The organism is Streptomyces boluensis (assembly GCF_009908195.1).
Classification (GTDB): Bacteria; Actinomycetota; Actinomycetes; order Streptomycetales; family Streptomycetaceae; genus Streptomyces; species Streptomyces boluensis.
The window spans coordinates 1-23,190 of record NZ_JAAAHS010000088.1; the positions used below are offsets into that span (position 1 = coordinate 1).

At 70.8% G+C, this 23,190-nt stretch carries 19 protein-coding genes, 1 tRNA gene and 4 pseudogenes; 6 read left to right on the top strand and 18 right to left on the bottom strand.

What is annotated here, in order from left to right:
• Positions 1–277: 277 nt before the first annotated feature.
• The gene (locus GUY60_RS14050; RefSeq protein ID WP_161697546.1) at positions 278–1,210 is read left to right on the top strand and encodes an ADP-ribosylglycohydrolase family protein; all 933 of its coding nucleotides are present in this window, start codon (positions 278–280) and stop codon (positions 1,208–1,210) included.
• Between the two features lie 72 nt (positions 1,211–1,282).
• On the opposite strand, the gene GUY60_RS14055 is transcribed toward GUY60_RS14050, so the two are convergent.
• From GUY60_RS14055 to GUY60_RS40055, 4 genes and pseudogenes are all read right to left on the bottom strand, one after another.
• Positions 1,283–1,882 (bottom strand): TetR/AcrR family transcriptional regulator, encoded by a 600-nt coding sequence (locus tag GUY60_RS14055; protein WP_161697548.1) that lies wholly within the window; start codon positions 1,880–1,882, stop codon positions 1,283–1,285.
• Between the two features lie 177 nt (positions 1,883–2,059).
• Complete coding sequence (locus GUY60_RS14060) at positions 2,060–2,713, bottom strand: Tm-1-like ATP-binding domain-containing protein (RefSeq protein ID WP_312866298.1); 654 nt, start codon at positions 2,711–2,713, stop codon at positions 2,060–2,062.
• Between the two features lie 4 nt (positions 2,714–2,717).
• A tRNA-Gly gene (locus tag GUY60_RS14065) sits at positions 2,718–2,809 on the bottom strand.
• A gap of 162 nt (positions 2,810–2,971) precedes the next feature.
• Positions 2,972–3,436, bottom strand: a pseudogene (locus tag GUY60_RS40055) (Tm-1-like ATP-binding domain-containing protein); the annotation flags it as partial.
• A 494-nt stretch (positions 3,437–3,930) separates the two neighbouring features.
• Here GUY60_RS40055 and ligA point away from each other — a divergent pair.
• Positions 3,931–6,027, top strand: coding sequence for an NAD-dependent DNA ligase LigA (gene ligA, locus GUY60_RS14075; RefSeq protein WP_161697553.1), 2,097 nt, complete (start codon positions 3,931–3,933; stop codon positions 6,025–6,027).
• 5 nt (positions 6,028–6,032) lie between these two features.
• Here the strand turns inward: ligA and GUY60_RS14080 are convergent, their stop codons facing one another.
• From GUY60_RS14080 to tnpA, 4 genes and pseudogenes are all read right to left on the bottom strand, one after another.
• Entirely contained in the window at positions 6,033–7,253 is a 1,221-nt protein-coding gene (locus GUY60_RS14080; protein ID WP_161697555.1) for a hypothetical protein, read from the bottom strand.
• Positions 7,254–7,380: 127 nt separating this feature from the next.
• Positions 7,381–7,914, bottom strand: coding sequence for a hypothetical protein (locus GUY60_RS14085; RefSeq protein ID WP_161697556.1), 534 nt, complete (start codon positions 7,912–7,914; stop codon positions 7,381–7,383).
• A gap of 85 nt (positions 7,915–7,999) precedes the next feature.
• Positions 8,000–8,737, bottom strand: coding sequence for a 2-phosphosulfolactate phosphatase (locus GUY60_RS14090; RefSeq protein ID WP_161697558.1), 738 nt, complete (start codon positions 8,735–8,737; stop codon positions 8,000–8,002).
• A 119-nt stretch (positions 8,738–8,856) separates the two neighbouring features.
• Positions 8,857–9,183, bottom strand: a pseudogene (tnpA, locus tag GUY60_RS14095) (IS200/IS605 family transposase); the annotation flags it as partial.
• A 35-nt stretch (positions 9,184–9,218) separates the two neighbouring features.
• On the opposite strand from tnpA, the pseudogene GUY60_RS14100 reads away from it, so the two are divergent.
• Positions 9,219–10,433 (top strand): annotated as a pseudogene (locus GUY60_RS14100) (RNA-guided endonuclease InsQ/TnpB family protein).
• Between the two features lie 122 nt (positions 10,434–10,555).
• Here the strand turns inward: GUY60_RS14100 and GUY60_RS14105 are convergent.
• From GUY60_RS14105 to GUY60_RS14130, 6 genes are read right to left on the bottom strand one after another with little or no spacing between them, the layout of a single operon-like run.
• Positions 10,556–11,566 carry a fumarylacetoacetate hydrolase family protein gene (locus GUY60_RS14105; RefSeq protein WP_161697560.1) on the bottom strand — a complete coding sequence of 337 codons (1,011 nt, stop codon included), beginning with the start codon at positions 11,564–11,566 and terminating at the stop codon, positions 10,556–10,558.
• A gap of 31 nt (positions 11,567–11,597) precedes the next feature.
• Complete coding sequence (locus GUY60_RS14110; protein ID WP_161697562.1) at positions 11,598–12,536, bottom strand: VOC family protein; 939 nt, start codon at positions 12,534–12,536, stop codon at positions 11,598–11,600.
• A gap of 6 nt (positions 12,537–12,542) precedes the next feature.
• Positions 12,543–13,544 carry an amidohydrolase family protein gene (locus GUY60_RS14115; protein WP_161697564.1) on the bottom strand — a complete coding sequence of 334 codons (1,002 nt, stop codon included), beginning with the start codon at positions 13,542–13,544 and terminating at the stop codon, positions 12,543–12,545.
• Complete coding sequence (locus tag GUY60_RS14120) at positions 13,541–14,680, bottom strand: FAD-dependent oxidoreductase (protein WP_161697566.1); 1,140 nt, start codon at positions 14,678–14,680, stop codon at positions 13,541–13,543. Before GUY60_RS14120 ends, GUY60_RS14115 begins: the two co-directional genes overlap by 4 nt.
• Before the next feature lie 35 nt (positions 14,681–14,715).
• Positions 14,716–15,687 carry a cyclase family protein gene (locus GUY60_RS14125; RefSeq protein ID WP_161697568.1) on the bottom strand — a complete coding sequence of 324 codons (972 nt, stop codon included), beginning with the start codon at positions 15,685–15,687 and terminating at the stop codon, positions 14,716–14,718.
• The gene (locus tag GUY60_RS14130) at positions 15,684–16,679 is read right to left on the bottom strand and encodes a fumarylacetoacetate hydrolase family protein (RefSeq protein ID WP_312866300.1); all 996 of its coding nucleotides are present in this window, start codon (positions 16,677–16,679) and stop codon (positions 15,684–15,686) included. Before GUY60_RS14130 ends, GUY60_RS14125 begins: the two co-directional genes overlap by 4 nt.
• Positions 16,680–16,822: 143 nt before the next feature.
• Between GUY60_RS14130 and GUY60_RS14135 the strand changes: the two genes are divergently transcribed.
• On the top strand, positions 16,823–17,770 hold the full coding sequence (locus GUY60_RS14135) for a LysR family transcriptional regulator (protein WP_161697572.1): 948 nt from the start codon (positions 16,823–16,825) through the stop codon (positions 17,768–17,770).
• Positions 17,771–17,994: 224 nt separating this feature from the next.
• Entirely contained in the window at positions 17,995–18,462 is a 468-nt protein-coding gene (locus tag GUY60_RS14140; RefSeq protein WP_161697574.1) for a peptidoglycan-binding domain-containing protein, read from the top strand.
• 144 nt (positions 18,463–18,606) lie between these two features.
• Here GUY60_RS14140 and GUY60_RS14145 read toward each other — a convergent pair whose 3' ends face one another.
• The 3 genes and pseudogenes from GUY60_RS14145 to GUY60_RS14155 all read right to left on the bottom strand — a co-directional run bounded on the left by GUY60_RS14145 (position 18,607) and on the right by GUY60_RS14155 (position 20,629).
• Positions 18,607–19,398, bottom strand: coding sequence for an alkyl sulfatase dimerization domain-containing protein (locus tag GUY60_RS14145; protein WP_161697576.1), 792 nt, complete (start codon positions 19,396–19,398; stop codon positions 18,607–18,609).
• An 81-nt stretch (positions 19,399–19,479) separates the two neighbouring features.
• Positions 19,480–20,043, bottom strand: a pseudogene (locus GUY60_RS14150) (TetR/AcrR family transcriptional regulator); the annotation flags it as partial.
• Between the two features lie 28 nt (positions 20,044–20,071).
• Positions 20,072–20,629, bottom strand: coding sequence for a M23 family metallopeptidase (locus tag GUY60_RS14155; protein ID WP_161697577.1), 558 nt, complete (start codon positions 20,627–20,629; stop codon positions 20,072–20,074).
• Between the two features lie 160 nt (positions 20,630–20,789).
• On the opposite strand from GUY60_RS14155, the gene GUY60_RS14160 reads away from it, so the two are divergent.
• Entirely contained in the window at positions 20,790–21,659 is an 870-nt protein-coding gene (locus GUY60_RS14160) for an alpha/beta fold hydrolase (RefSeq protein ID WP_161697579.1), read from the top strand.
• A 23-nt stretch (positions 21,660–21,682) separates the two neighbouring features.
• Here GUY60_RS14160 and GUY60_RS14165 read toward each other — a convergent pair whose 3' ends face one another.
• On the bottom strand, positions 21,683–23,131 hold the full coding sequence (locus GUY60_RS14165; RefSeq protein ID WP_161697585.1) for a HAMP domain-containing sensor histidine kinase: 1,449 nt from the start codon (positions 23,129–23,131) through the stop codon (positions 21,683–21,685).
• Positions 23,132–23,190 lie beyond the last annotated feature (59 nt).

Sequence of the window (23,190 nt, forward strand, 5' to 3'; positions counted from 1 at the left end):
ACCCCACCCCAGCCGGTGACCAGCGGCAACGTACCTGGTGGCGGGCCACAACCTGAACCGTATGTCTTTGTCCCGGCCGCCCTTGCCCCCGCCCCCGGCCTCACGGAGACTGAGCGACCGCTCCACGCACCTGTTCCTGCCGGCCTCCTGCTCGCCTTCGTCGGAGAGCGGGGCGGCCCGTCACCGGCGTCGCTAGCCTGTGCGGATGCGCCGTACGAACCGGATGACTCCTGCGACCGCTACGACTGCTACGCCCCCTGTGACCCCCGCGGCTTCTATGAGCCGTGCGGAACGTGCCGTCGCGACCGTGCTCGGCTCGGCGGTGGGGGACGCGCTGGGCGCCCCGTTCGAGTTCTGCCTCGAAGGTGACTTCTCCGAGAGGTTCCCCGAGGCGGGGGGCGGCGGCGAGATGTGCGGGGGCGGCGGCTGGACGCCCGGTGAGGCCACGGACGACACGCAGATGGCGGTGCTCGTGGGGGAGTCACTGCTCGAGCGGGGCCGGCTCGACCTGCCGGACATCTTCGCCCGCTTCCAGCGCTGGGCAGCCGCCTGGCCCATGGACATCGGCCTCCAGACCGAGGACGTACTGACCAACGGCAAGCCGTGGGACCAGGCGGCCGCCGCCCACTTCGAGGTCAACCAACTGGCCGCGGGCAACGGCGCGTTGATGCGGGCGTCGACCTCGGCGATCCGCTTCGCGGGCAGCGGCCGGGAGGGCACGACGACGGCCGCCCGGCGCATCTCCGCCCTCACCCACGGCGACCCCGCCGCGTGGGAGGGCACCGCCATCCTCCACGAACTCATCCGCCTCGCCCTCGACGGCACGGACCCGCTCCACACCCTTCCCGAGGTCCTTGAGCTCGTCCACCCCGACCACCGGCAGCGGTACGCCACCGTCCTCGCCGCCGACTGGCACCCCGACCTGGCGACCGAATTCAACGGCGCGGTCTGGCCCTGCCTCGGCTCGGCGGTCTGGGCCCTGCGGAGCACACGCTCCTTCGAGGACGCGCTCCGCGCGGCCGTCGACCTCGGCGGTGACACGGACACGGTCGCCGCGGTCACCGGCGGCCTCGCGGGTGCCTATTACGGCCCTGACGCGATCCCGACCCGCTGGACCGAGGCCTTGCACGTACCGCTGCCGGGGTTCGGAGGGCGGGTCCTGCGGGCGCCCGAACTGCGGGCGCTGGCGCTGCGGCTCCTGGGGGACTAGCTGCGGCTCCTGGGGGACTAGGGGACGTCTCCCCGGTACACCCCTCGTCAGGCGGGCGGCGGAACGGCCGGTTCAGGCGGCGGGGCCGGCTACCGACTGCCAGATGTGGTCCGGCAGTTCGCGCGCCGCCTCGTCGAGGTCGATGTCCCCGACGGCGACATAGCGGCGGGCCACGGCGACGACCGGGCCCATGACGAGCGACTCGATCAACGGGGCGGGGAGCGCGGCGAGTTCACCGGACTCCGTACGGGCGTTGATCCACTCGGCGATGGGGGAGAGGCGGGCCTCCTGCGCGTCCCGGATCTGCTCCGCACGGTCCATGCCCTCGCGGTCCGCGGTGACGGAGTGCAGGAGCCGGGCCGCGTCGGGGTGCGTCTGGACGAACTCCAGGTACGCGCGGATCACGGCCCGCACGCCGGAGCGGGCGTCGTCCGACCGCGTGATGGCGTTGGTGAGTTGCTCCAGGAGCCGCCCCAGCCAGCGCTGCGTGAGTGCCACCACCACCCCGTGCAGACTGCCGAAGTGGTGGTAGATGCTGCCCGAACTCACGCCGCCTGCCTTGGTGATGGCGTCGACGGTGAGGCCGCTCTCGCCCGACGCGGCGTAGATGCGCAGCGCCGCGTCCAGAACCTGATCGACGGTGGCTTCCCCGCGCTGCTGCTTCCGGATCATCGCGCTGTCGTCCTCGATCTCGTTGCGGGGTGCGTTGCGGGGGTTGCGGCGCTCTGGTGCGTCTTGTCTTTTCGACGGCAGCATAGAACACCGGTTCTGGGGTTTCTGTCGCAACCGTGCAGGCGTGGTTCCGACAGAAACCCGGCTCCGGGCTCCGGGTTTCCCGGCTCGGGCTCCTCAGGCCGTCGCGCGCATCGCGCCGCCCGCCGCCTGCGCTTCGATCAGGGCGTGCAGCCGGTCGGCCGCCGCCCTGCCGAAGGCCGTGCTGTTGATGTGCGTGTCCAGTTCGTGGATCTCCACCGCACTGCCCCGCAGGTCTTCACGCAGCGCGGAGAACAGCACGGCGTCCGTCTCGGGCTCGTGGTACGGGCCTGCGGCTGCCGCGCCCACTGCCGGTACGGGTGCCGTGCCCGCCGCCTGGACAGGTACGGGCGACGGCGACGACTCGTTGTCGTACGACGGTGACCCGTTGCCGTACGACGGGGGCGTGCTCAGCGTGGAGAGTCCCCGCAACGGCAGGCACAGTGCGGTCGGGCCGGTCGCCGTGCGGAGCTTCGCGGCGATGACCCGGCCCAGCTCGGCCACCTCGCCCTCGGAGGTCCTGACGACCGTGATCGACGGATTGTGTACGCGGACGTGGCGGCCCCGGTACCGCTCGGGCACCGTCTCCGGCGGCCCGAACTTGATCATGTCGAGGGCGCCGAGGCTCACCACCTGCGGCACCCCGGCCCGCCCCGCGGCCTCCAGCCGGTCAGGGCCCGCGGAGAGCAGCCCGCCGAACAGCTCGTCGGCGACCTCGCACGGCGTCAGGTCGAGCACCCCCGCGAACACGCCCTGCCCGGCGAGGGATTCAAGGGAACGGCCGCCCGGACCGCTGGTGTGGAAGACCAGTACCTCGTAGCCGAGTTCGGTCAGCCGCCGCCGGGCCGCGTCCACGCCCGGTGTGGTCACCCCGGCCATCGACGCGGCGATCAGCGGCCTGCTGTCGCCGGACCGCACCTCGGTGAGCGCCTGCCCGGTGGCGGCGAACTCCTTGGCCATACCGGCGATCGCGGCCGCCGCGTTGGCCAGGATCGGTTCGGAGACGCGGTTCACCCCCGCGATGTCGACGACGCTGTGCATCATCGTCAGATCGGCGGAACCGACGTACGGCGACACATCACCGGCCGCCATCGAGGACACCATCAACTTCGGTATGCCCAGCGGGAGTTCACGCATCGCACGGCTCGCGATCGACGTGCCGCCGCTGCCGCCGACCGCCAGGACGCCGTGCACGCGGCCCTCCGCGTGCAGCCGGACCACCACCTCGGCGGCGCCCCGCGCCATCGCGGTGACCGCGACGCCCCGGTCGCCGGTCGCCCGCAGCCGCTCCAGGTCCTCGCCCGCCGCGCGGGCCACCTCGGCGCGCGGTATGTCGGCCGGGATCAGCGGTTCGCCCGCCACCCCGGTGTCCACGACCACGACGCGCACGGCGTACCGCCGCAGTCGGTCCCGCAGCCAGCGGTATTCCTCACCCTTGGTGTCCAGTGTTCCCAGTAGTACGACGCTAGCCATGGCCGTACTCTCCGGGGAAACCCCGACCCAAGGCAAGGGTGCTCAGGGGTGGCACGATGACCGGCGTCCGGACGGCGAGGGAGACACGGTGACGCACAGGCCCCGAAGCACACGCTCCGCCCCAGCGACACCCCGTACTCCCGCTCAACTGCTCGTATTCGGCGCCCTGTTGGCGGGGGCGCTGGTCTGCGCGGGCCCGGTCGTCGGGGCGGTGGCCGCCGGGCACAAGGCGAAGGAGTGCGTGGACATGCGGCTGCACCCCGGAGGGCAGGCGGCGTCGGTCACCGAGCGCGGGTGCGAGATCGTCACCGCCTCCGGTGCGACGGTCCTTGTACCGATCTCCGGCCCGCCGTTCGAGGCCGGGGTGGCGGGAGCGGCCGGCTTCGTGGTCCTGGGCGGCGCGACGGTCACCGTGTGGGTGCGTCGCGGCCGGTGAGGGCCCGGCGGGAGGCGCTGCCGGGCCGATTGTCAGTGGTGGGCGGCAGGATAGGGGCATGACGACGAACTCAGCCGTTCCCTCTGTTGTGCTGTCCGACGCCGCTTCCTACGCCCAGGCCGTGGAAGACGCGACACGGGCCGCTGCCGCGTACTACGACGGCGGCACCTCGACCCTGGACGACGACGCGTACGACCGGCTGGTGCGCGCGATCAGTGCCTACGAGGACGAGCACCCCGACGACGTGCTGCCCGACTCGCCGTCCGGGAAGGTGGCGGGCGGCGCCGTGGAGGGCGATGTGCCGCACACCGTCCCCATGCTCAGCCTGGACAATGTGTTCTCCGACGAGGAACTGACCACGTGGGCCGCCTCGTTGGAGCGCAGGATCGGCCGCCCGGTGGAGTCCTGGAACGTCCAGCCGAAGCTGGACGGCCTGGCGATAGCCGCCCGGTACGAGAACGGCCGCCTCACCCGCCTGGTGACCCGGGGCGACGGCACCGCGGGCGAGGACGTGTCGCACGCCGTCGCCACGATCGAGGGCCTGCCCGCCGAGCTCTCCGAACCGGTCACGCTCGAGGTGCGGGGCGAAGTCCTCATGACGAACGCCCAGTTCGAGTACGCCAACGAGGTGCGCACCGAGCACGGCGGCGACCCGTTCGCGAACCCGCGCAACGCCGCCGCGGGCACCCTGCGCGCCAAGGACCGTGCGTACACGGTGCCGATGACGTTCTTCGGGTACGGCGCGCTGCCCCTGCCCGGCACCGACGGCACGCTCGCCGCCGAGCTCGGCACGGACGCACACGGCGCGCTCATGGACCGGGTCGCCGGGTACGGGATCAACACCCCGGCGAGCACCAAGGTGCCGGGTGCCGTGGTCACTTCGGTCGAGCAGGTCAGCGCGCAGGTGCGGGAGATCGCGGGGCTGCGCGCGGAGTTGCCGTTCGGGATCGACGGCATCGTCATCAAGGCCGACCTGGCGGCGGACCAGCAGGCGGCCGGTTCGGGGACGCGGGCGCCGCGCTGGGCGGTCGCGTTCAAGCTGCCCGCCGTGGAGAAGATCACCAAGCTGCTCGACGTGGAGTGGAACGTCGGCCGTACGGGAATCATCGCCCCGCGCGCGGTACTCGAACCGGTGGAGATCGACGGCTCCACCGTCACCTACGCCACGCTCCACAACCCCGCCGACATCACCCGCAGAGGCCTGCGCCTCGGCGACCACGTCATGGTCTACAAGGCGGGCGACATCATCCCCCGCGTGGAGGCCCCGGTCGCGCACCTGCGGAGCGGTGACGAGCGGGAGATCGACTTCCCGGCGGTGTGCCCGCAGTGCGGTTCCGGGATCGACACGAGCGAGCAGCGGTGGCGCTGCGAGCGCGGCCGCAACTGCCACCTCGTCGCGTCGATCGCCTACGCGGCCGGGCGCGACCAGCTCGACATCGAAGGCCTCGGCCACACCCGTGTCGTCCAGCTCGTCGAGGCCGGGCTCATCACGAGCCTGCCGGACCTCTTCGACCGGCTGACCCGTGACCAGCTGCTCGGCCTGGAGCGGATGGGCGAGACGAGCACGGACAACCTCCTCGCCGCGCTCGAGCAGGCCAAGCGGCAGCCGTTGTCGCGCGTGCTGTGCGCCCTCGGCATCCGTGGAACGGGCCGGTCCATGTCACGCCGTATCGCCCGGTACTTCGCCACCATGGACGGCATCCGGGCGGCGGACGCGGAGGCGATGCAGCGGGTCGAGGGCATCGGCGGGGAGAAGGCCCCGGTCATCGTCGCCGAACTGGCCGACCTGAGCGACCAGATAGACCGCCTGGCGGCGGCGGGCCTCGCCATGACGGAACCCGGCGCCACCCCGCCCGCACCCGTGGAAGAGGGCGCGGACGGCACCGAACTCGCGGCGGACGCGGGCCCGTTGGCCGGGATGAAGGTGGTGGTGACCGGCGCGATGACCGGCCCGCTGGAGAAGCTCTCCCGCAACCAGATGAACGAACTGATCGAGCGGGCCGGTGGAAAGTCCTCGGGCAGCGTCTCCAAGAACACCAGCCTCGTCGTCGCCGGCGAAGGCGCGGGCTCGAAGCGCGCGAAGGCCGAGGACCTGGGCATCCGCCTGGCCGACCCGGACGAGTTCGCCGGGCTGGTGGCGGCGTTCATCGAGTGAGTTCATCACCGGTTCTCTGGGGGTGAACTGTGGTGGCGGGTGCGGGTGATGAACCAGGTGCCTCCGACGATCAGCAGCGCGAAAACCGCGAGCCCGGCTCCCTGCGCGGCCAGCAGCCAGAGGCGGTCGCGCAGGGACATCGTGCCGTTCAGGGTGACCTGCAGCGAGCCGACGGCGAAGGCAATGGCAGCGGTGAAGACGGCCACGAGTTCGACGGCGCGTATGGAAGACATCTGCATGGTCTGTTCCAACTTGCTGTTGGCAGCGTCCTGTTGCTCCCACCGCCGCAGATACTCCGCGTCGCGCTGTGCGCGCAGGCGTCCTTCCTGGATCGCCTCCCGCTTGGCGAGGTACTGCTGCTGCATCACGTTGTGGCTGAACGATCCAGACTCGGTGAGCAGCACGAGCGCGGTGTCGACGCTGCGGAGAGCGGCGTCGTGCATTCCGCACATGTACAGCCCGGTGGCGAGCCGGAAGTGGAACGTATGGTCGCGGGGATACGCGGCGACCGCCTCCTCGGCGTGCATGCGCAGCATTTCCGCCTGGGCGTCGAAGGGGACGGCGAATGCCAGCCCGTGGAGGCAGATGTCCACAACGCGCCGAGTGCGTCGGGTGGAGGACCATGCCTGGTTGAAGAGATCGGTGGCGTGTTCGATGGTCAGGGCGCGGCTGCCGAAGGCGGCCAAGGACTGCAGGGCTACGAAGAGGGAATCTTGGCGGTGCGGCCCGGCGGCCATGGCGACGGCTGAGGACTGGAGAAAGCTGTGCAGTTCGTCGAAGCAGTGGCCCGCTCGCAGTTTGCCGGCGTGGTAGAGGGTGACGAAGAACGCAACGTCGGACGAACCCTCTCCGAGACCAGCGATCTCCTGCGCCACGTCGGTTAGTTGAACCGTGGATTCGATGCTGCCCCGATTGATGAACGCGTATCCCAGACTCCACTGTTCAACGACCGCGGCACGGCATTCGTTCACCACGTGTCCAGTAATCCACCGGGCGCACTCGACAGCCGTACGAACTGATGGGTGGCTCTGGAACCGCTGGCGCCAGTAGCGGTCGGCGCACACGAAGAAGGGGTCCGTATCGAAGTCGGCGGAGTGGATCTCGAACGGGGGCGCAGTCCCGGCGTTCACCAGCACGGCTGAGACTTCGTCGCAGATACGGCCGAAGTCCCTTGCGTCCAAGCCGCGTGCCCCTGCCAGCTGTGCCGAAACCGCAGTGGCATCCATGCATCCCCCTTGCCCTGAGCAACCCCACACGCCGCGTTCACCGTCGGAGCCGAACGGCTTGTTCTGTCCCCTCGAACATACAGGTGGGGGCACATCCCACCGCTTCGGGTCCAGTTCCTTCCCACCGTCAAGACATCGTTGCAGCAGGCGCGTTGAAGACAGCGTTCGCCGAGATCGACATCAACCGGTGCCGCAGGCCGCCGCCTTCACCACGTGCTTCCAGCGGGAGATCACAGGTGCCGCCAATCTCGTAGATCTGCTCAAGTACCCAAGCTGGCGCCTGCTTGTTCGCCACTGCATGCAACAGAAGCAGGCGAACTGCCGTGAGGATCTTGTTGATTCGGGCGTCGCTGCGGACCGGATTGGAGCCTGGGCCGGGAACGACGATCGTCTGGCCTGTGTCACCGCCCGTCCATCGCAGCCAGGGGATGAACAGGCCCATATCGCGTGCTGTTGTCTTCCAGTCCCGCCCCGTGCGCAGGCACCAGCGCAGGGACAAGGAGACGCCCTCCGCGTACGCCTTCGTTGTTGTCTCCGCCCGGCCCCGTGCCAGACGCATCTCCAACAGAAAGCTGTCTGGTGGCCCGACCACCTCGAAGCACTCGTCCACCACCGTCCAGTACCGGGTGCCGGACGGCAGCCGTACCAAGAACGCCCGCATGCGCACCCCTCGACGAGTCGATCGCAACGATCCACCGCAGAGCCGCACCCCCAAGAACCGCTGCTGACCCACCAAACGAGGTGGCTCAGTGCAGCGAGGTCGGAACGGCGACGGGACGGAGCACCGTCAGTGATCCCGTCGGCGCCCCCTCGTGCGATCCTTCCCGCGCCCCCTCCCGCGCCTTCTCCTGGCGGGCGACCATCGCGAAGGGGAACCTGTCGAGTTCCAGGCAGAGTTCGACATCGTCCGGGTGGAATCCGCTCCGCAGCCCTCCGGCGAGGTCCACCGCGGCGCGAGACGTCCTGGCCCGGTGGAGATACGGAGCCGCCTCGACCTCGCCCCCGGCCATGGACCGGCTGATGTACTCGGCGCAGGCACGGTCCTCGTCGGCCCGGCCGTCCTCGCCGGTGACCACGAACGTCACCGGCGAGGCCCCCTCGGCCCGAAGGAACCGTGCAGTCGGTCCGGCCACGACGAAGCTCGCGCAGAGGACCAGGGGAGCGTCGGCGACGGCCAGCGCGCCCACGGTTCCCGCCGTCGTCTTCTGTACAAGGGTGCGGCCGGTGAAGTCGCGTGACCTGAGCAGGCCGGGCGAGTTCACCGCGTCGAAGCCCGGCGCGGACGCCCCGTCCTTCAGCGCCAGCCAATCCGGGTGCCGCTTCTTCAGGTCGAGCGCCTCGCTCTCCGTGGAGGCCAGGACGATCCTCTCGACCCCACGGGAGAAGGCCCAGGCCGCCACGGTGAAGGCGCGCATGACATCGACGACGACCGCTGCACGGGGAACACCGGTCAACTCCGGTATGCCGACGAACTGATGATCCATCCCTTAATCTTGCCCCGGCTTCAGCCGGGGAGCGAACCGCATCTCAGGACTGCTTTGACGTGCGCTGTCAGCAGGGGGCCGCACTGTTGACCTCAGCCCACTGGCTGCTTCTGTCCCTTCTGGTTGATCCGGCCGGTGTACTCGGCCTGCAGGCAGCGGGAGCTGAGGCCCTTGAGGCTGTTGATCAGCTTGGACAGGCCGATCTTCGGTGGGTAGTGCACCAGCAGGTGGACGTGGTCGGCTTCGCCGTTGAACTCGCGTAGCTCCGTCTCGAAGCTTCCGAACACCTCCCGCATGATCTCCTCGCAGCGCGTGAGCATGGCGTCATCAAAGATGCCCTGCCGGTGATTGGTCACGAACACCAAGTGCGCGTGCAGGTGGTGGGCGACATGACGGCCGGTGCGGATATCAGGATTTGGCTCCCAGTGAGGTGAACTGCGGCATATGGTCGTTGGAACGGCCTTGGGAGGGGGTGGGTCGGGTGATGCGTGCGTACAAGTTCCTCATGCGGCCTACCGTGGGCCAGCGGGTCGCGCTGGGTGAGATGCTGCGTGATCACTGCTCGCTCTACAACGGTGCTTTGCAGGAACGGCGTGACGCCTACCGGCATCCGTCCAGGACGAGTATCAAGTACGGGCAGCAGTCCGGGCAGCTCAAGGACATCCGGGTGTTCGACCCGGAACGTCAGGGCCGCTGGTCCTTCTCCTCATAGCAGGCGACGTTGCGCCGGTTGGACAGGGCGTTCGCCGGGTTCTTCCGCCGGGTCAAGTCCGGTGACACACCGGGATATCCCCGTTTTCGTGGCGTCAACTGGTTCGACACGGTCGACTTTCCCAAGGACGGTGACGGTTGCCGTTGGGACTCCACCCCGCACGACCCGGTGACCCGTGTCCGGTTTCAGGGTGTGGGGCACGTCAGGGTCAACCAGCACCGGCCGGTGGTCGGCAAGGTCAAGACCGTGTCGGTCAAGCGTGAGGGCAAGCGCTGGTACGTGGTCCTGACGGCCGAGCAGGAGCGGCCCGAGCCGCTGCCCAAGTCGGGCAGTGTGGTCGGTGTCGACCTGGGCATAGCCAACTTCCTCGCCGACTCGAACGGCGAGTTTGTACCCAATCCGCGCCACAGCCGGAGGGCCGCCGCCAAACTCGAAGCCGCACAACAGGCACTGTCCCGGTACCCTCGGGTGCGCCGGGACAGGCGAACAGCCCATCACCAGCGTGCCGTTGAGAAGGTCGCCGATCTGCATCGCAAGGTGCGTCGTCAGCGCCTTGACCACGCGCACAAGACCGCGCTCGGCAAGGTCCGCGCACACGACTTCATAGCGCACGAGGACCTCAAGATCCGCAACATGAGCAAGGCCCCCGTCCCGAAGCTCGACCCTGAACAGCCTGGCAGTTTCCTGCCCAACGGGGCCGCTGCGAAGGCTGGGTTGAACAGGTCGATCAATGATGCCGGTTGGGGGGTGTTCCTGACGATCCTGTACGCCAAGGCTGAGAGTGCCGGACGGGAAGTGATCGCCGTGGACCCCCGCAATACTTCCCGGACCTGCCCCGAATGCGGGCACGTGAGCGCGGAGAACCGGCCTACACAGGAGAAGTTCCACTGCGTCGCGTGCGGCCATACCGCGCACGCGGACACGGTGGGCGCACTCAACGTTCTACGGGCCGGGCTGGTCCGTCGCGAAGCCACCCCGGCATAGCGAGAAGCCCCCTCCTTCCGGAGGGGGAGGAGTCACCGGGCCATTCTGCCGCCGCGGCCCGCCCGACGTGCCGAATTAACGATCAGCGCGGGCTTCGGCGGCAAACCGCAGGTCCAGGTCGTTCACGGTCGTTCCCGGGAGCGGCGTCGCCCTGCGGCCAAGGCGACCGGGGCGGCACCGGCGACCACCGTGTTGGATACGGAGCCGATGCCCTCGACCGTGAGGGTGACGGTGTCGCCGGGCTTCAGCGGTGGCGGGCTCTGCTCGCCGCGCAGGCCCCACAGTTCGGCGAGGCAGCCGCCGTTGCCGCAGGTGCCCGAGCCGAGGACGTCACCGGGCATGACCCGGGTGCCGCGTGAGGCGTAGGCGACCATCTCCTCGAAGGTCCAGCTCATGTTGGAGAGCAGGTCCTTGCCGACCACCACCCCATTGATCTCGGCAGTCAGCGCGAGGCGCAGGAAGCCGTCGGTGTCGCGGTACGGCTCCAGCTCGTCGGCCGTGACCAGGTACGGGCCGAGCGTGGTCGCGGTGTCCTTGCCCTTGCAGGGGCCGAGGCCGACCTTCATCTCGGCGGACTGCAGGTCGCGGGCGGACCAGTCGTTGAAGACGGTGTAGCCGACGATGTGGTCGCGGGCCTGCTCGGGCGTGAGGTCGCGGCCCTCGCGGCCGATGACGGCGGCGACTTCGAGCTCGTAGTCGAGGACGGCGGAGCCGGGCGGCATCGGGATGTCGTCGCCGGGCCCGTAGATCGCGTGCGGGTTGGTGAAGTAGAAGGTGGGGGCCGCGTACCACTGGTCGGGTACGCCGCTGACGCCGTCGACCGAGCGGCGTACGCCCTCCACGTGTTCCTCGAAGGTGACGAAGTCCCGTACGGAGGACGGCTGGAGCGGGGGCAGCAGCCGCACCTGGGAGACGTGCGGGCCGGGTGGGACGTCGAGCGCGGCGGTACCCGCGTCGAGGAGGGCGGGCAGGCCGCCGCCGGAGCGCACCAGCTCGGTGAGTGATGAGGTGCCGGGCAGCGGGTGGAGGGTGCCTCCTTCAGCCTCCGGCCGGGGGGACCTCCATCTCGCTTCGCTCGCCTCGACGACGGCGACGTGGGTGCGGTGCTGGTGTTCGTAGGTGGCGAATCGCATCAGGGCTCCTGGCGGGGTGGATCCGGTCGGATCAGACCGGCGGGGCGATGAACACGCCGCGGTCGGGGTCGTTGAACGACTCCTTGGCGACGAGTTCGTTCATCGCGTTCGCCGTGCCCCACTGGTCGGTGACCTCGGGCTGCGAGAAGTCGTACACGTGCGGGTGCCAGGTGTCCTCGTCCAGGCACTCCAACTCGGTCGTGTACTCAACGGTGTTGCCGTGCGGGTCGAGGAAGTACGTGAACGTGTTGTCGCCCGCCATGTGCCGGCCCGGTCCCCAGATCTTCCGGTACCCGGCGCGCATCACCCGGCCGGAGCCGTGCATGTACTCGTCGATGCCGCGCATCTCGAACGAGACGTGGTGCAGCGAGGTGTGCGGGCCCCGCGCGATCGCCATCGAGTGGTGCTGGTTGCTGATCCGCATGAAGTGCATGACCTCGCCCATGTGCGGCGAGGACAGCGTGTCGGACAGGGCGAAGCCGAGGTGGCGCTCGTACCACTCCCGAGTCCGGTTCAGATCAGGGGAGTTGAGGACGACGTGCGACAGCTTGACCGGGATCGACTCCTTCTCCTCGATCCTGCGGTGCTGCCGCACCTCGACGTCGGCGGAGACCTCGACGGTGCGCCCGTCGACGTCGAAGAAGCGGAAGCCGTAGCCGCCTCCGGGGGTGTCGACCTTCCCCGGTCGTGAGATCAACTGCACGTCACCGGCGAGGAGTTGCTCGGCGAGGGTGTCCACGTCGGCGGCGCTCGCGGCCCCGTAGGAGACGAGGTCGAGGCGCTTCTCGTCGGCCTTGCGCAGCCGGATGACGTAGTTCTCCGGGCTGCCCTCGGCGGCGAGGAAGGAGATGCCGGAGTCCTCGGTGACCTTGGTCAGGCCCCAGACGCCGGAGTAGAAGTCGAGCTGCTTGTCGTAATCCGGCACGGCGAGGTCGACGTGCCGCAGGTGGGTGAGCAGACGGTTGCTCATCAGGGGTCAGTCCTTCCGGAGGAGGGCGGTCGCGGTGGCGCCGCGTACCGCCTCGAAGTCGGCGTCGGACAGGCGGGCCGCGCGCAAGGCGCCGAGCGGGTCCTCGGCGCCCATGTCGAAGGGGAAGTCGGAGCCGAGCAGCACCCGGCCGGCGCCCGCGACCCGCACCAACTCCCGCAGCACGTACGGGTCGTGGACGAGTGAGTCGAAGTAGAGGCGCTTGAGATAGCTGCTCGGGAGGTGGTCGCAGCCCGCGCCCGCGTCCGCGCGGGTCGTCCACGCGTGGTCGGAGCGGCCGATGTGCGTGGGGAGGTAGCCGCCGCCGTGCGCCGCGACGACCTTCAGGTCCGGGTGGCGGTCCAGGACGCCGGAGAAGATGAGATGCGAGAGGGCGACCGCGTTCTCCGTCGGCTGGCCGACCGTGTTGGACAGGTACCACTGGTCCAGGCGCTCGTCGAGCGTGCAGCCGAAGGGGTGCAGGAAGACGATCGCCCCCGTCTCCTCGGCCCGCGCCCACAGCGGCTCGTACGCCGGGTCGGACAGCTCGCGACCGGGCGCGTGACTGGAGACCTCCACCCCCAACAGCCCCTGTTCCAGGGCGTGTCCGAGCGCGCGTACGGCGAGGTCCGGATGCTGGAGCGGTACGAGGCCGAGGCCGCGGAGCCGGTCGGGGGCGGCCGAACAGTGCGCCGCGGTCGCCTCGTTGGCGAGCCGGTACACCTTCTCGGCTGTCTCTTCGTCGGCCCAGTAGTGGTAGTGCGAGGGGGAGGGGCTGACGAGTTGGACGTCCACGCCCCGGTCGTCCATCGCGGCGAGCCGGACCGCCGGGTCCGTGAGGCGGGCGATGCGCTCGCCGATCATCGGGCCGTTGACCCTCAGCGCGTCCGGTCCGTTGCGGCGGGCGTCCAGGTCCTTCGCCTCGGCAAGGCCCGGCAGTCCGGCCACCAGCGCCTCGATCTCGGGCAGTAGAACGTGGGCGTGCACGTCGACGGTGGGCGGCGTCGTCACGGCAGCTCCCGCAGCATGCTCATGGTGCGGACCATCAGGCCGGGCACGTCCGCGTCGCGGACCCCGTCGAGCTGCCACTGTCCAAGCTGCACGGATGCCTCCACGACGGGACGTACGCGGGCCACGCGCCGCTCGTAGTACGCCTGAAGGAGTGCGCCGTCCCAGGTGCCGGTGGCCGCAAGCAACTGGGCGAGCACCCAGGCGTCCTCCAGCGACAGGGCGGCGCCCTGGGCGAGCGTGGGCGGGCAGCAGTGCGCGGCGTCGCCGACGAGGACGACCCGGCCGCGATGCCAGGAGCCCTCGACCAGCATCCGGTCGAACCGCGTGTAGTTGACCTGGGCCGGGTCGGTGATGTTCGCGGTGATCTCGGGCCAGTGGCGGCCGCCGTAGTGCTGCGCCAGGGCGCGCATCTCGTCCGCGTACGAGTCGGCCGGGATGGAGGCGCGGTCACGGCCGGCCTCGACGACGTACGCGTACAGCGTGCTCTCGCTGGTCGGGCAGTAGCCGGCGATATGGGCGGGGCCGCCGTAGGCGAGGTCGGTGCGGGTCACACCGGCCGGACGGGGCGCGGCGACGCGCCAGACGGCCATGCCGGTGGGCTCGGGCCGGTCCGGGATGCCGATGGCCGCGCGGGTGGTGGAGCCCATGCCGTCGGCGGCGATCACCAGGTCGTAGCGGGACTCGGTGCCGTCGCTGAAGCCGACGGTGACGCCGTCCCCGTCGGCGGACTGGTCCAGGGATTCGGCACGGACGCCGAGGCGTACGGTGGCGCCGCCGGCGCGGACCGCGTCGCTGAGTATGCGCTGCAGCTGCGGGCGCCGCATGCCGACGGTGGCGGGCAGGTCGTCGCCGCCGGTGCGCAGGTCCTCGGCGACGTGCAGGACGGTGCCGTCGGGGGCGGTGATGCCGACCGCGTCGAAGCCGTATCCGGACTGCTCCACCTGCTCCCAGACGCCGAGTTCGCGCAGGACGCGCAGGGCGTTGCCCTGGAGGGTGATACCGGATCCTGCGGTGGCGTTCCAGTCGTCGTCGGCCTCGACCAGGTCGACGGTGATCCCGGCGCGACGCAGCAGGATCGTCGCGGCGTTGCCGGCCGCGCCGCCGCCGATGACGAGGACCGTGCGGGGTGTGCTCATGGATGAACTCCCTTGTGCCTCAAGGAGGTTGAGGACTACTTGACGGCGATCGGGTTGACGGGCGAGCCGACGGCGCCGGTGATGGGCAGCGGAGCGGCGGTGAGCCAGAACTCGTACGTACCGTCGGCCGCGCAGTCCGCGGCCAGCGCGTCCAGGTCCCACATCTCGCCGATGAGTAGTCCTATGTGGGGGATGGCGACCTGGTGCAGCGGCTGGAAGGCGTGCTCGAACTCGTTCGGCCGGACCTCGAAGCCCCAGGTGTCCGTGGCGATCGCGGCGATCTCGGTGCGGTGCAGCCAGCCGGCGGTGGTGAACGAGAGGCCGGGCGCCGGGCCGCCGGCGTACTCGCCCCAGCCCTCGCGCCGGGCCCGGGTCAGCCGCCCGGTGCGCACAAGGACGATGTCGCCGCGGCCGACGGTCACGCCGTGCGCCTCGGCGGTCTCGGTCAGATGCGCCTCGGTGATGGCGAAGCCGTCCGTCAACTCACCGTCTTTGCCCGTTACTTGGCCCACATCGAGGAGGACACCGCGCCCGGCCACGCGCGGCGCCATGTGCTCGATGCCGGTGACGAGGTCGCCCTCGGAGGTGACGGTGGCCGCCGCGTCCCGGCCGTTCCACGCCTTGCCGTGGTCGAAGATGTGGCCGAGCCCGTCCCACTGCGTGGAGCACTGCAGGGGCATCGCGATGACGTCGTCGGCGCCACCGAGCCCGTGCGGGAAGCCCTGGTTGCCGAGGGCCGCGTCGGTGCCGGTGTCGAGCATGGTGTGCACCGGGTTGGTGCGCCGTCGCCAGCCCTTCTGCGGGCCGTCCATGTCGAACCGCTGCGAGAGGGAGAAGCTGACGCCCCGGCGGACCAGCGCCGCTCCTTCGCGGCGCTTGGCCGGGTCGAGGAAGTTGAGGGTGCCGAGACGGTCGTCCTCGCCCCAACGGCCCCAGTTCGAGCACGACTTGGCGGCCTCGGCGATCGCGCCCTCGGGATCGTCGCGGTCCACGGATGCGGTGGTCATGACGCCACCTCCGCCACGCACCGGGTGCGCTGGGCGCCGAGCCCGGTGATGGCGGAGTCCAGCACGTCGCCGTCGCGCAGCAGCCGTCCCCAGTGCAGGCCGTTCCCGGCGGGCGAACCCGTCAACACCAGGTCGCCGGGCAGGAGTTGAGACGTCTGCGAGGCGTACGACACCATGCGCGCCACGTCGAAGATCATGTCCTTGGTGGACTCGTCCTGCATGGTCTCGCCGTTCAGCTTGAGCACCAGGCGCAGATCGCCGGGGTCGGCGACCGACTCGGCGGGCACGATCCACGGGCCCAGCGGCGTGAAACCGGGAGCGTTCTTGCTGCGCAGCCAGTCCGTGCCGATCTGCGGCATGTCCCGGCGGAAGACGGTGCCCCGGTCGGTCAGGTCGTTGGCGATCGTGTACCCGGCGACGTACTCCAGGGCCTCCTCGGCGGACACCCGGTGCGCCGGACGGCCGATCACGGCGGCCAACTCCAGTTCCCAGTCCGGCTTTTCGGCCCAGGACGGCAGGACCACCTCGTCGTACGGTCCGGTGATCGCGCTCGGCAGCCCGATGAAGACGTACGGCAGATCCTCGTCCGCCCGCCGGTCCATGATCTCGGCGGCCTCGGCGCGACGCTCGTCCTCGGGGCGGTCATCACCGGGCGGACGGTGGGCGACGTGCAGATCGATGACGTGCTGCCGGTAGTTGGCGCCGGACTGGAAGACCTGGCGCGGCTCGACCGGGGCGTGCACGCGGAACTCCGAAAGCGCCCCGCGCTTCACGTCGCCGTCCTCGGCCAGGGAGCGCAGCCGCGGCAGCAACGTCGGCCACTGCTCCAGGAGTTGACGGATGATCAGCCCGTCGTCGTTCAGGGCGGCGCGCAGGTCCACGACAAGCTCGTCGGCGGTGACCAGGGCGGGGAACGTCGGCCCGTCCGGGGCCGAGAGCGTCGCGAGGGCGAAGGGACCGGCGAAGTGCGCGGATGCGGGAGCAGGTTTCACGGACGTGTCCTCACTGATGGCGGTGGCACTAATCTGGACCCGCCACCAGTGATCAGGGAAATCGATTGTATGGATAACTACCATCCGCTCGACAGATTCCTCCTGGTCAGCGTCGTCTGACGCCGTACAGCAAGGGAAAGTCCGTGAATCTGGCCCGCCTGGACCTCAACCTCGTCGTCGCCCTGCGCGCCCTCCTCGAGGAGCGCAACGTCACGCGCGCCGGGCAGCGCGTCGGACTCAGCCAGCCCGCCATGAGCGCCGCGCTGTCCCGGCTGCGCCGCCACTTCGACGACGACCTGCTCGCCCGTGTCGGCGGCCACTACGAGCTGACCGCCCTCGGCCAGGTGCTGCTCGACCGCACGTCCACCGCCTACGACGTCCTTGAGCGCCTCTTCTCCAGCCAGGCCGAGTTCGACCCGGCAGAGGAAAGCCGGGAGTTCAAGCTGGTGGCCTCCGACTACGCCGTCTCCGTCTTCGGCGCCGAACTCGCCCGCCTCGTCCACGAGGAGGCCCCCGGGATCCGGCTGCGCTTCGCGCAGACCCCGCCCACCGTGGTCGACGACACCGCCACCCTGCTCAGCGCCGTCGACGGGCTGCTCATGCCGCACGGCGTCATCAGCGACTTCCCCGCCACCGACCTCTACGACGACCGCTGGGTGTTCGTGGTCGCCGACGACCACCCGTCCGTCACCGACAGGCTCACCCGGCAGGACCTGGCGGACCTGCCGTGGGTCACGTACCAGCGGACCTACGACGCACCCGCCGTGCGCCAGCTCGGGATGCTCGGCGTGGAGCCGCGCGTGGAGGTGTCCGTCGACAGCTTCCAGCTGCTGCCGCTGCTTGTGGCCGGCACCCGGCGCATCGCCATGGTCCAGGCCCGGCTCGCCCGCCTGCTCGCGCCGATCGCCCCCGTGCGGGTCGTGGAACCTCCGTACGAGGCGGTTCCCTTGCGGGAAGCCCTGTGGTGGCATCCGGTGCACACGCACGACGCCGCGCACATCTGGCTGCGGGAGACCGCCGCGCGCGTCGGGGCGGGACTGCCCCGGCCGCAGGACCGTCCGACCGGGAACAGCGCCAACAGCCCCAGATGAAAGGGGTGTTCGGCCCGTAGTTCGTGGACCGACGCGTCACCCGTCCCGCCATCACCTCATGCGGGACGGTGTCCCCGCAGGTCAGCGCCGGGACGTCCCGTTGTGGCCGCACCCGCCGGGCGGAACCTGGCGCACCGCGGGTCCCGGGGCGCACGCTCATCGGGCCGCCTCAAGCACACCGAGTGCACCGAGGGGCGGCGACCGATGACCCATAGGGGGAAGAGATGCGACCGAACACGATGACGCGGACTCTCATCAGCCTCACCGCCGTGGCGGGAATCGCCGCGGGCGGCCTGGCCGGTGCGAGCGCCGCCGCCGCGCAGCCCGCCAAGCAGACCCGCGCCGCCGCGGTGAGCGTCAAGGACGTGGCGCCGCTCGTGGTGAACAACCTGGGCCTCAGCACCACACAGGCCCGCCACGTCCAGTGCTGGATCAAGGACCGCTGGAACTACGACGGCGCCCTGGACGGCCAGTTGGGCACCGGCAGCTGGAAGGCCATGCAGCGCTGGCTCAAGGAGCACTGGGGCTACACCGGCAAGGTCGACGGCATCGCGGGCAAGAACACGATCAAGGCCCTGCAGCGCGACCTGAAGAAGTACCACGGCTACGACGGCAAGATCGACGGCGTCGCGGGCCGGGGGACGAAGGCCGCCTTCAAGGACTTCGCGGCGTCGTCGAAGCCGTACTGCTGAGCGAGACAACTCAGGTAACTCCCGTGTGAACGGCGTGGGTTGACGCCCGAGCGGCACGTTCCCCGGAGCGTGCCGCTCGCGCCGCCGGCCGGCCGTTCAGTGAGGCAGTCGTTCGGTGAGGCAGCAGTCCAGTCAGGCAGCCGTTCAGTCAGGCCTCGGGCCGTAACAGCTGCGCGATACATAGCTGAGCGCCTCCTCCCCGCGCAGCGCGCACAGCTCGGCCTTCGCCTTGCGGGCCAGCTCGATCTGCGGATCGTCGCCGGGGGCGAGTGCAAGGAGGTCGATGACGTGCAGTGCCTCCTGTACGCGGCCCTCGTCCCGGAGCCGGGCGGCCTGGTCGAGCACCGCCTGCTTGTCGGTGATCGCGTCCGCCCGTACGGCCGCGGCGACGGCGGGCCGTGCGGGGTGCAGATGCGTGGGGTTCCCGTCCCACCAACCGGTTTCCGAGCGCACGATGTCCCGCACGATGAAATCGCGGTGCCCGTAGTTCTGCGCCATCCACGGCACGCCGAACAGCTGTGCCGGGTAGTCGATGTCGTGCACGAGGTCGTCGACGCGCATGCCCCGGTTGAGCCGTTCGACGACCGCGCGCCGCAGCCACCTCAACGCGGCGGCGGTAGCGGTGAGTTGCTCCTTCACGCCGTCGCGGATCACCGGCCCGAACTCCGGGACGACCACCGCCGGGTCGAGCGCGGCGAGCCGGTCGAGAGTGTCCGCCCAGCGCACCGGGTCGCGCAGGGTACGCATCGGCGTTCCGATGTTGGGGATGCCGCTGATCACGGCCGCACTCGCGTACAGGATCCGCTCGTCCGGCAGCCACACCGCGGTCACGTCGTCGGTCTCCGACGGCGCCCACAGCAGCCGGACGGTGCGGCCCGTACTGCCCAGGGTGAGCGACTCGGCGTACGTCTGGTCGGGAAACGTCAGCGGTGGCACGGCCGGGAAAAGTCGAGGAAGCCCGGCATACCGTGCGGTATGCCGAGGCGTGACCGATGAAACCGTTCCTTTAGCGCTCCGTCAACGGGGTGCGCGGAAGGTTCTTAGCGGAACGCTAAACGTGGACAGGCGTGTGTACGGGCGTAGTTGAGGGGGTGACCTGCGGTGATGCAGGGGGCGCCGCAGTGGTGGTGGACGAGCCCGGTCGTCAAGCTCGCGCACGCCCACGCCGAACTCCTTGGCCAGGCGCGTACGCGTCAGGACGTAACCGGTGGTCAGGGACTGGACCGTGGCGTGCAGCGCCACCGGATCGACGTCTGGGGCGAGCAGCCCTTCCTCCTGGTCGCGGCGGAACAGCTCCTGGGTGCGCTCCAGATCGGGCATGAGCCGCAGTCTCGTGTCCCCGTCGAGCAGCAACAGCACCGCGAGGCGGAGGGCGGAGGAGTACCGGACGCTTCCCCGCAGCACGTGCCGGAGTCGCGCGCCGAAGCGCATCGGGCGGTCCGGGAGCCGGATCGCCGCGATGCGCTCCCGCACATTGTGCCGCAGCGCCGAGCGGAGCAGATCCCGCCGGGAGCCGAAGTAGTGGTACACGAGCCCGCGGTTGACGCCGGCGTGGTCGGCGACCTCCCGCAGATTCGTAGGTTCCCGGCCCCGCGTCGTGCCCGGCGCGTCAGCCGCGCACGTTCTCGCTGACCGGCGCCGATCCCGTGGGCGGGGTCGAGCCCTGCAGAGTGGCGGGGACGCCGACCCGGGTGTTGCAGTCGATCACCTGGAAGTGCAGATGCGCGCCGTCGGCCGCTCCGGTCGCGCCCGACCAGCCGATGACGCGGCCCTGCGGCACCCAGTCGCCCGTGTTGTAGATGGCCTTGTTGAGGTGGGCGTAGTGGGTGCACTGGCCGTTCGGGTGCTGGAGGATCACCTCGATGCCGTTCTGCCAGTACGGCGACCAGTCCGAGACCAGGACCGTGCCGCCCTGCGCCGCCGACACCTCGTAGTCCGCGGGGAGCCCGAAGTCCCAGGCGTACTCGTTGTAAGGCCCGGTGTGCGAGTACGTGCCCTCGGGGCCCTGGGAGACGGTGTACGACTCGCCCGCCGGGTACGGCAGTTCGTAGTAGTCCGCGGCCGCGGCGGCCGGTGGGGCCGACGCGAGGCCGAGGCCCGCGACGGCCAGGGTCGCGCTCGCGGCGACGGCGAATCTTCGTAAGGTCCTGCGCGCACCTCGGGTCATCGTGCGTCTCCCGTTCAGTGGTCCGTAGTGTGGGGCGCCGTGCCGTTGGTTCGGCCCGGCTTGACAACGTTGCCCCTCAACTCCGCTATAAAACAAGGGAGTTGTAGAAATCGACCAACGGTACGGACGGTGGTCGAGTGACCACGGGAGTGGAGGCGCGGTGGGAGACGACACGACACCCCGCACGGCGGACGCGGCATTCCGCACGGCGTACGACGAGGTGCTGCGCCAGTGGCCCGTCGAGGTGCACGGCACGGACGTACCGACCACGCACGGCAGCACCCGGGTGCAGATCTGCGGCCGCGCCGACGCTACGCCCCTCGTGCTGCTGCCCGGCGGCGGCGCCACCTCGGTCTCGTGGTTCGCCAACGGCGGCGCGCTCGCCGCCGGCCAGCGGATCTACGCCCCCGACCTGATGGGCGACTTCGGCCGCAGCGTGCCCGGCGGAGCCCCGCTGCGCGGCGCCGACGACCTGACGGCCTGGCTCGACTCGCTCCTCGACGCGCTCGGCCTGGAAGGCGCGCGGTTCTGCGGCCACTCGTACGGTGCCTGGATCGCCCTGAAGTACGCGCTGCACGCACCCCACCGCGTCCGGCGCCTCGCACTCCTCGACCCCACCAACTGCTTCGGCTCGATGCGGCCCGGCTACCTGGCGCACGCACTGCCGTCCCTGCTGCGCCCCACCGCCGCACGCGTACGCGCCTTCCACCGCTGGGAGACCGGCCGCGACCCGGAGCACCCCGCCTGGCAGGCGTTCCTCGACAGCTCCGCCACCGCCCGGCGTACGAAGGTCGTCGCCATGCGCCGCCCCGAAGCGCGGGACCTGCGCGCCCTGGACCCGCCGACCCTGGTGCTCCTCGCCGAAAACAGCCGCGCGCACGACGTACGACGGGTCGCCGCCGAGGCCCGCCGACTGCTGCCCGACGCGCGCGTCGACATCCTGCCGGGAGCCTCGCACCACTCCCTGCCCACCGAGCAACCCGCCGCACTCAACCGGGAGTTGACCGAGTTCCTCGGACGCGGCGACTGAACGGCCGTACCCGTCCCGGAGGTTCACGCACCCCCGTCGACCGGGACGCGCAGCCGGAACAGCGCGCCCCCGCCCGGCGCGTGCTCCGCCGTCAGCTCCGCGTCGTGCGCGCGGGCGATCTGCCGGGCCATCGCAAGCCCGAGCCCCGAACCGGGCAGCGCGCGGGCGGCGCGGGCGCGGTAGAAGCGGTCGAAGACATACGGCAGGTCCTCGTCCGCGATGCCGGGCCCGTGATCGCGGATCAGTACTTCCAGGCTCCCGCCGGAGACCGTGCACGTCACCTCGACCGGGCGGCCGTCCGACGTGAACTTCGCGGCGTTGTCCAACAGGCTGGAAAGCAGCCGGGAAAGGCGGGCGGGCACCCCGGCCACCATGGCGTGGTGCGCCTCGGGGGCGACGGAGAGGCTGAACGGCACGGCCGGCCAGTGGTCGCGGGCCGCCTCGACCGCGTGCGTGAGCACGCTCGTCAGGTGCACGTCCTCGATGAGCGGGGACGGCTCCTCGTCACGGGCGAGTTCGATCAGATCGTTGACCAGCGTGGTGACCTCCCGCAGTTGGCGGGTCAGCGCACCGGTGGCCCGTTCGCGCTGCGCGTCGCTGAGCCGGTCGGCACGGCCGAGCAGCTCCGCGTTGGTCCGCAACGCGGTGAGCGGCGTGCGCAGTTCGTGCGAGGCGTCGGCGACCAGGCGGCGCTGGGCGCTCACGGACTGCTCCAACGCGTCCAGCATGACGTTGAACGAGGCCGCGAGCCGCGTCACCTCGTCCTCCCGGCCGGGCCGTTCGGGCGGCAGCTCGATCCGGTGCCGGGTGTCCCGCGTACGGGAGATACGCTCCGCGGTCGCGGTGAGCCGGGTCACCGGGGCGAGCCCGGTACGGGACACCCAGGAGCCCAGCGCACCGGCCAGGACCACCCCGGCCGCACCGACCGCACCGAGCAGCCACGCCGCCTGCCGCACCCCCCGGTCCACCGTGTCGGAACGCACCGCGACCTGCAGCGCGCGGTCGTCGTCGAGCGGGGTGGTGAGCAGCCGCGCGCGGTGCCCGGCGAGCCGGGTCTCGCTGTAGAACGCGCCGTGCTCGCCCGCCGCGACCTCACGGGTGGCGGCCGTGACCGGCAGCAGATACGGCTTCGCCGGGTCGTCACCGGCACGCGCGGGCACCAACTGCGCGCAGGCCGGGGCCGCCAGATAGCGGCACTCGCCCTGCACCACACCCAGCGGCTCCGGCTGGTACTGCTGCGCGGCGAGGCGCGCCGACTGGGCCAGATGCAGGTCGAGTTGGTGCAGCAGTTGGTGCCGGATGACCAGGAACGCGGCCGCGCACACCCCCACCGCGACGGCCGCCACCGCACACGAGGCGGCGAGCGTGAGCCGGGTCCGCAGCGGGCGCCGCCGCAGCCACCGGGCATGCCGCCGCCTGCCGCCCGCAGACCCGCGTGTGCTGCCCGCCGCCCCTCTCGCGCCGCCCGCCACCCTTCGCGTACCGCCGGGCCCGTCCGGCCCGCCCCGCTCGCTCACGGCAGGTCCAGGCG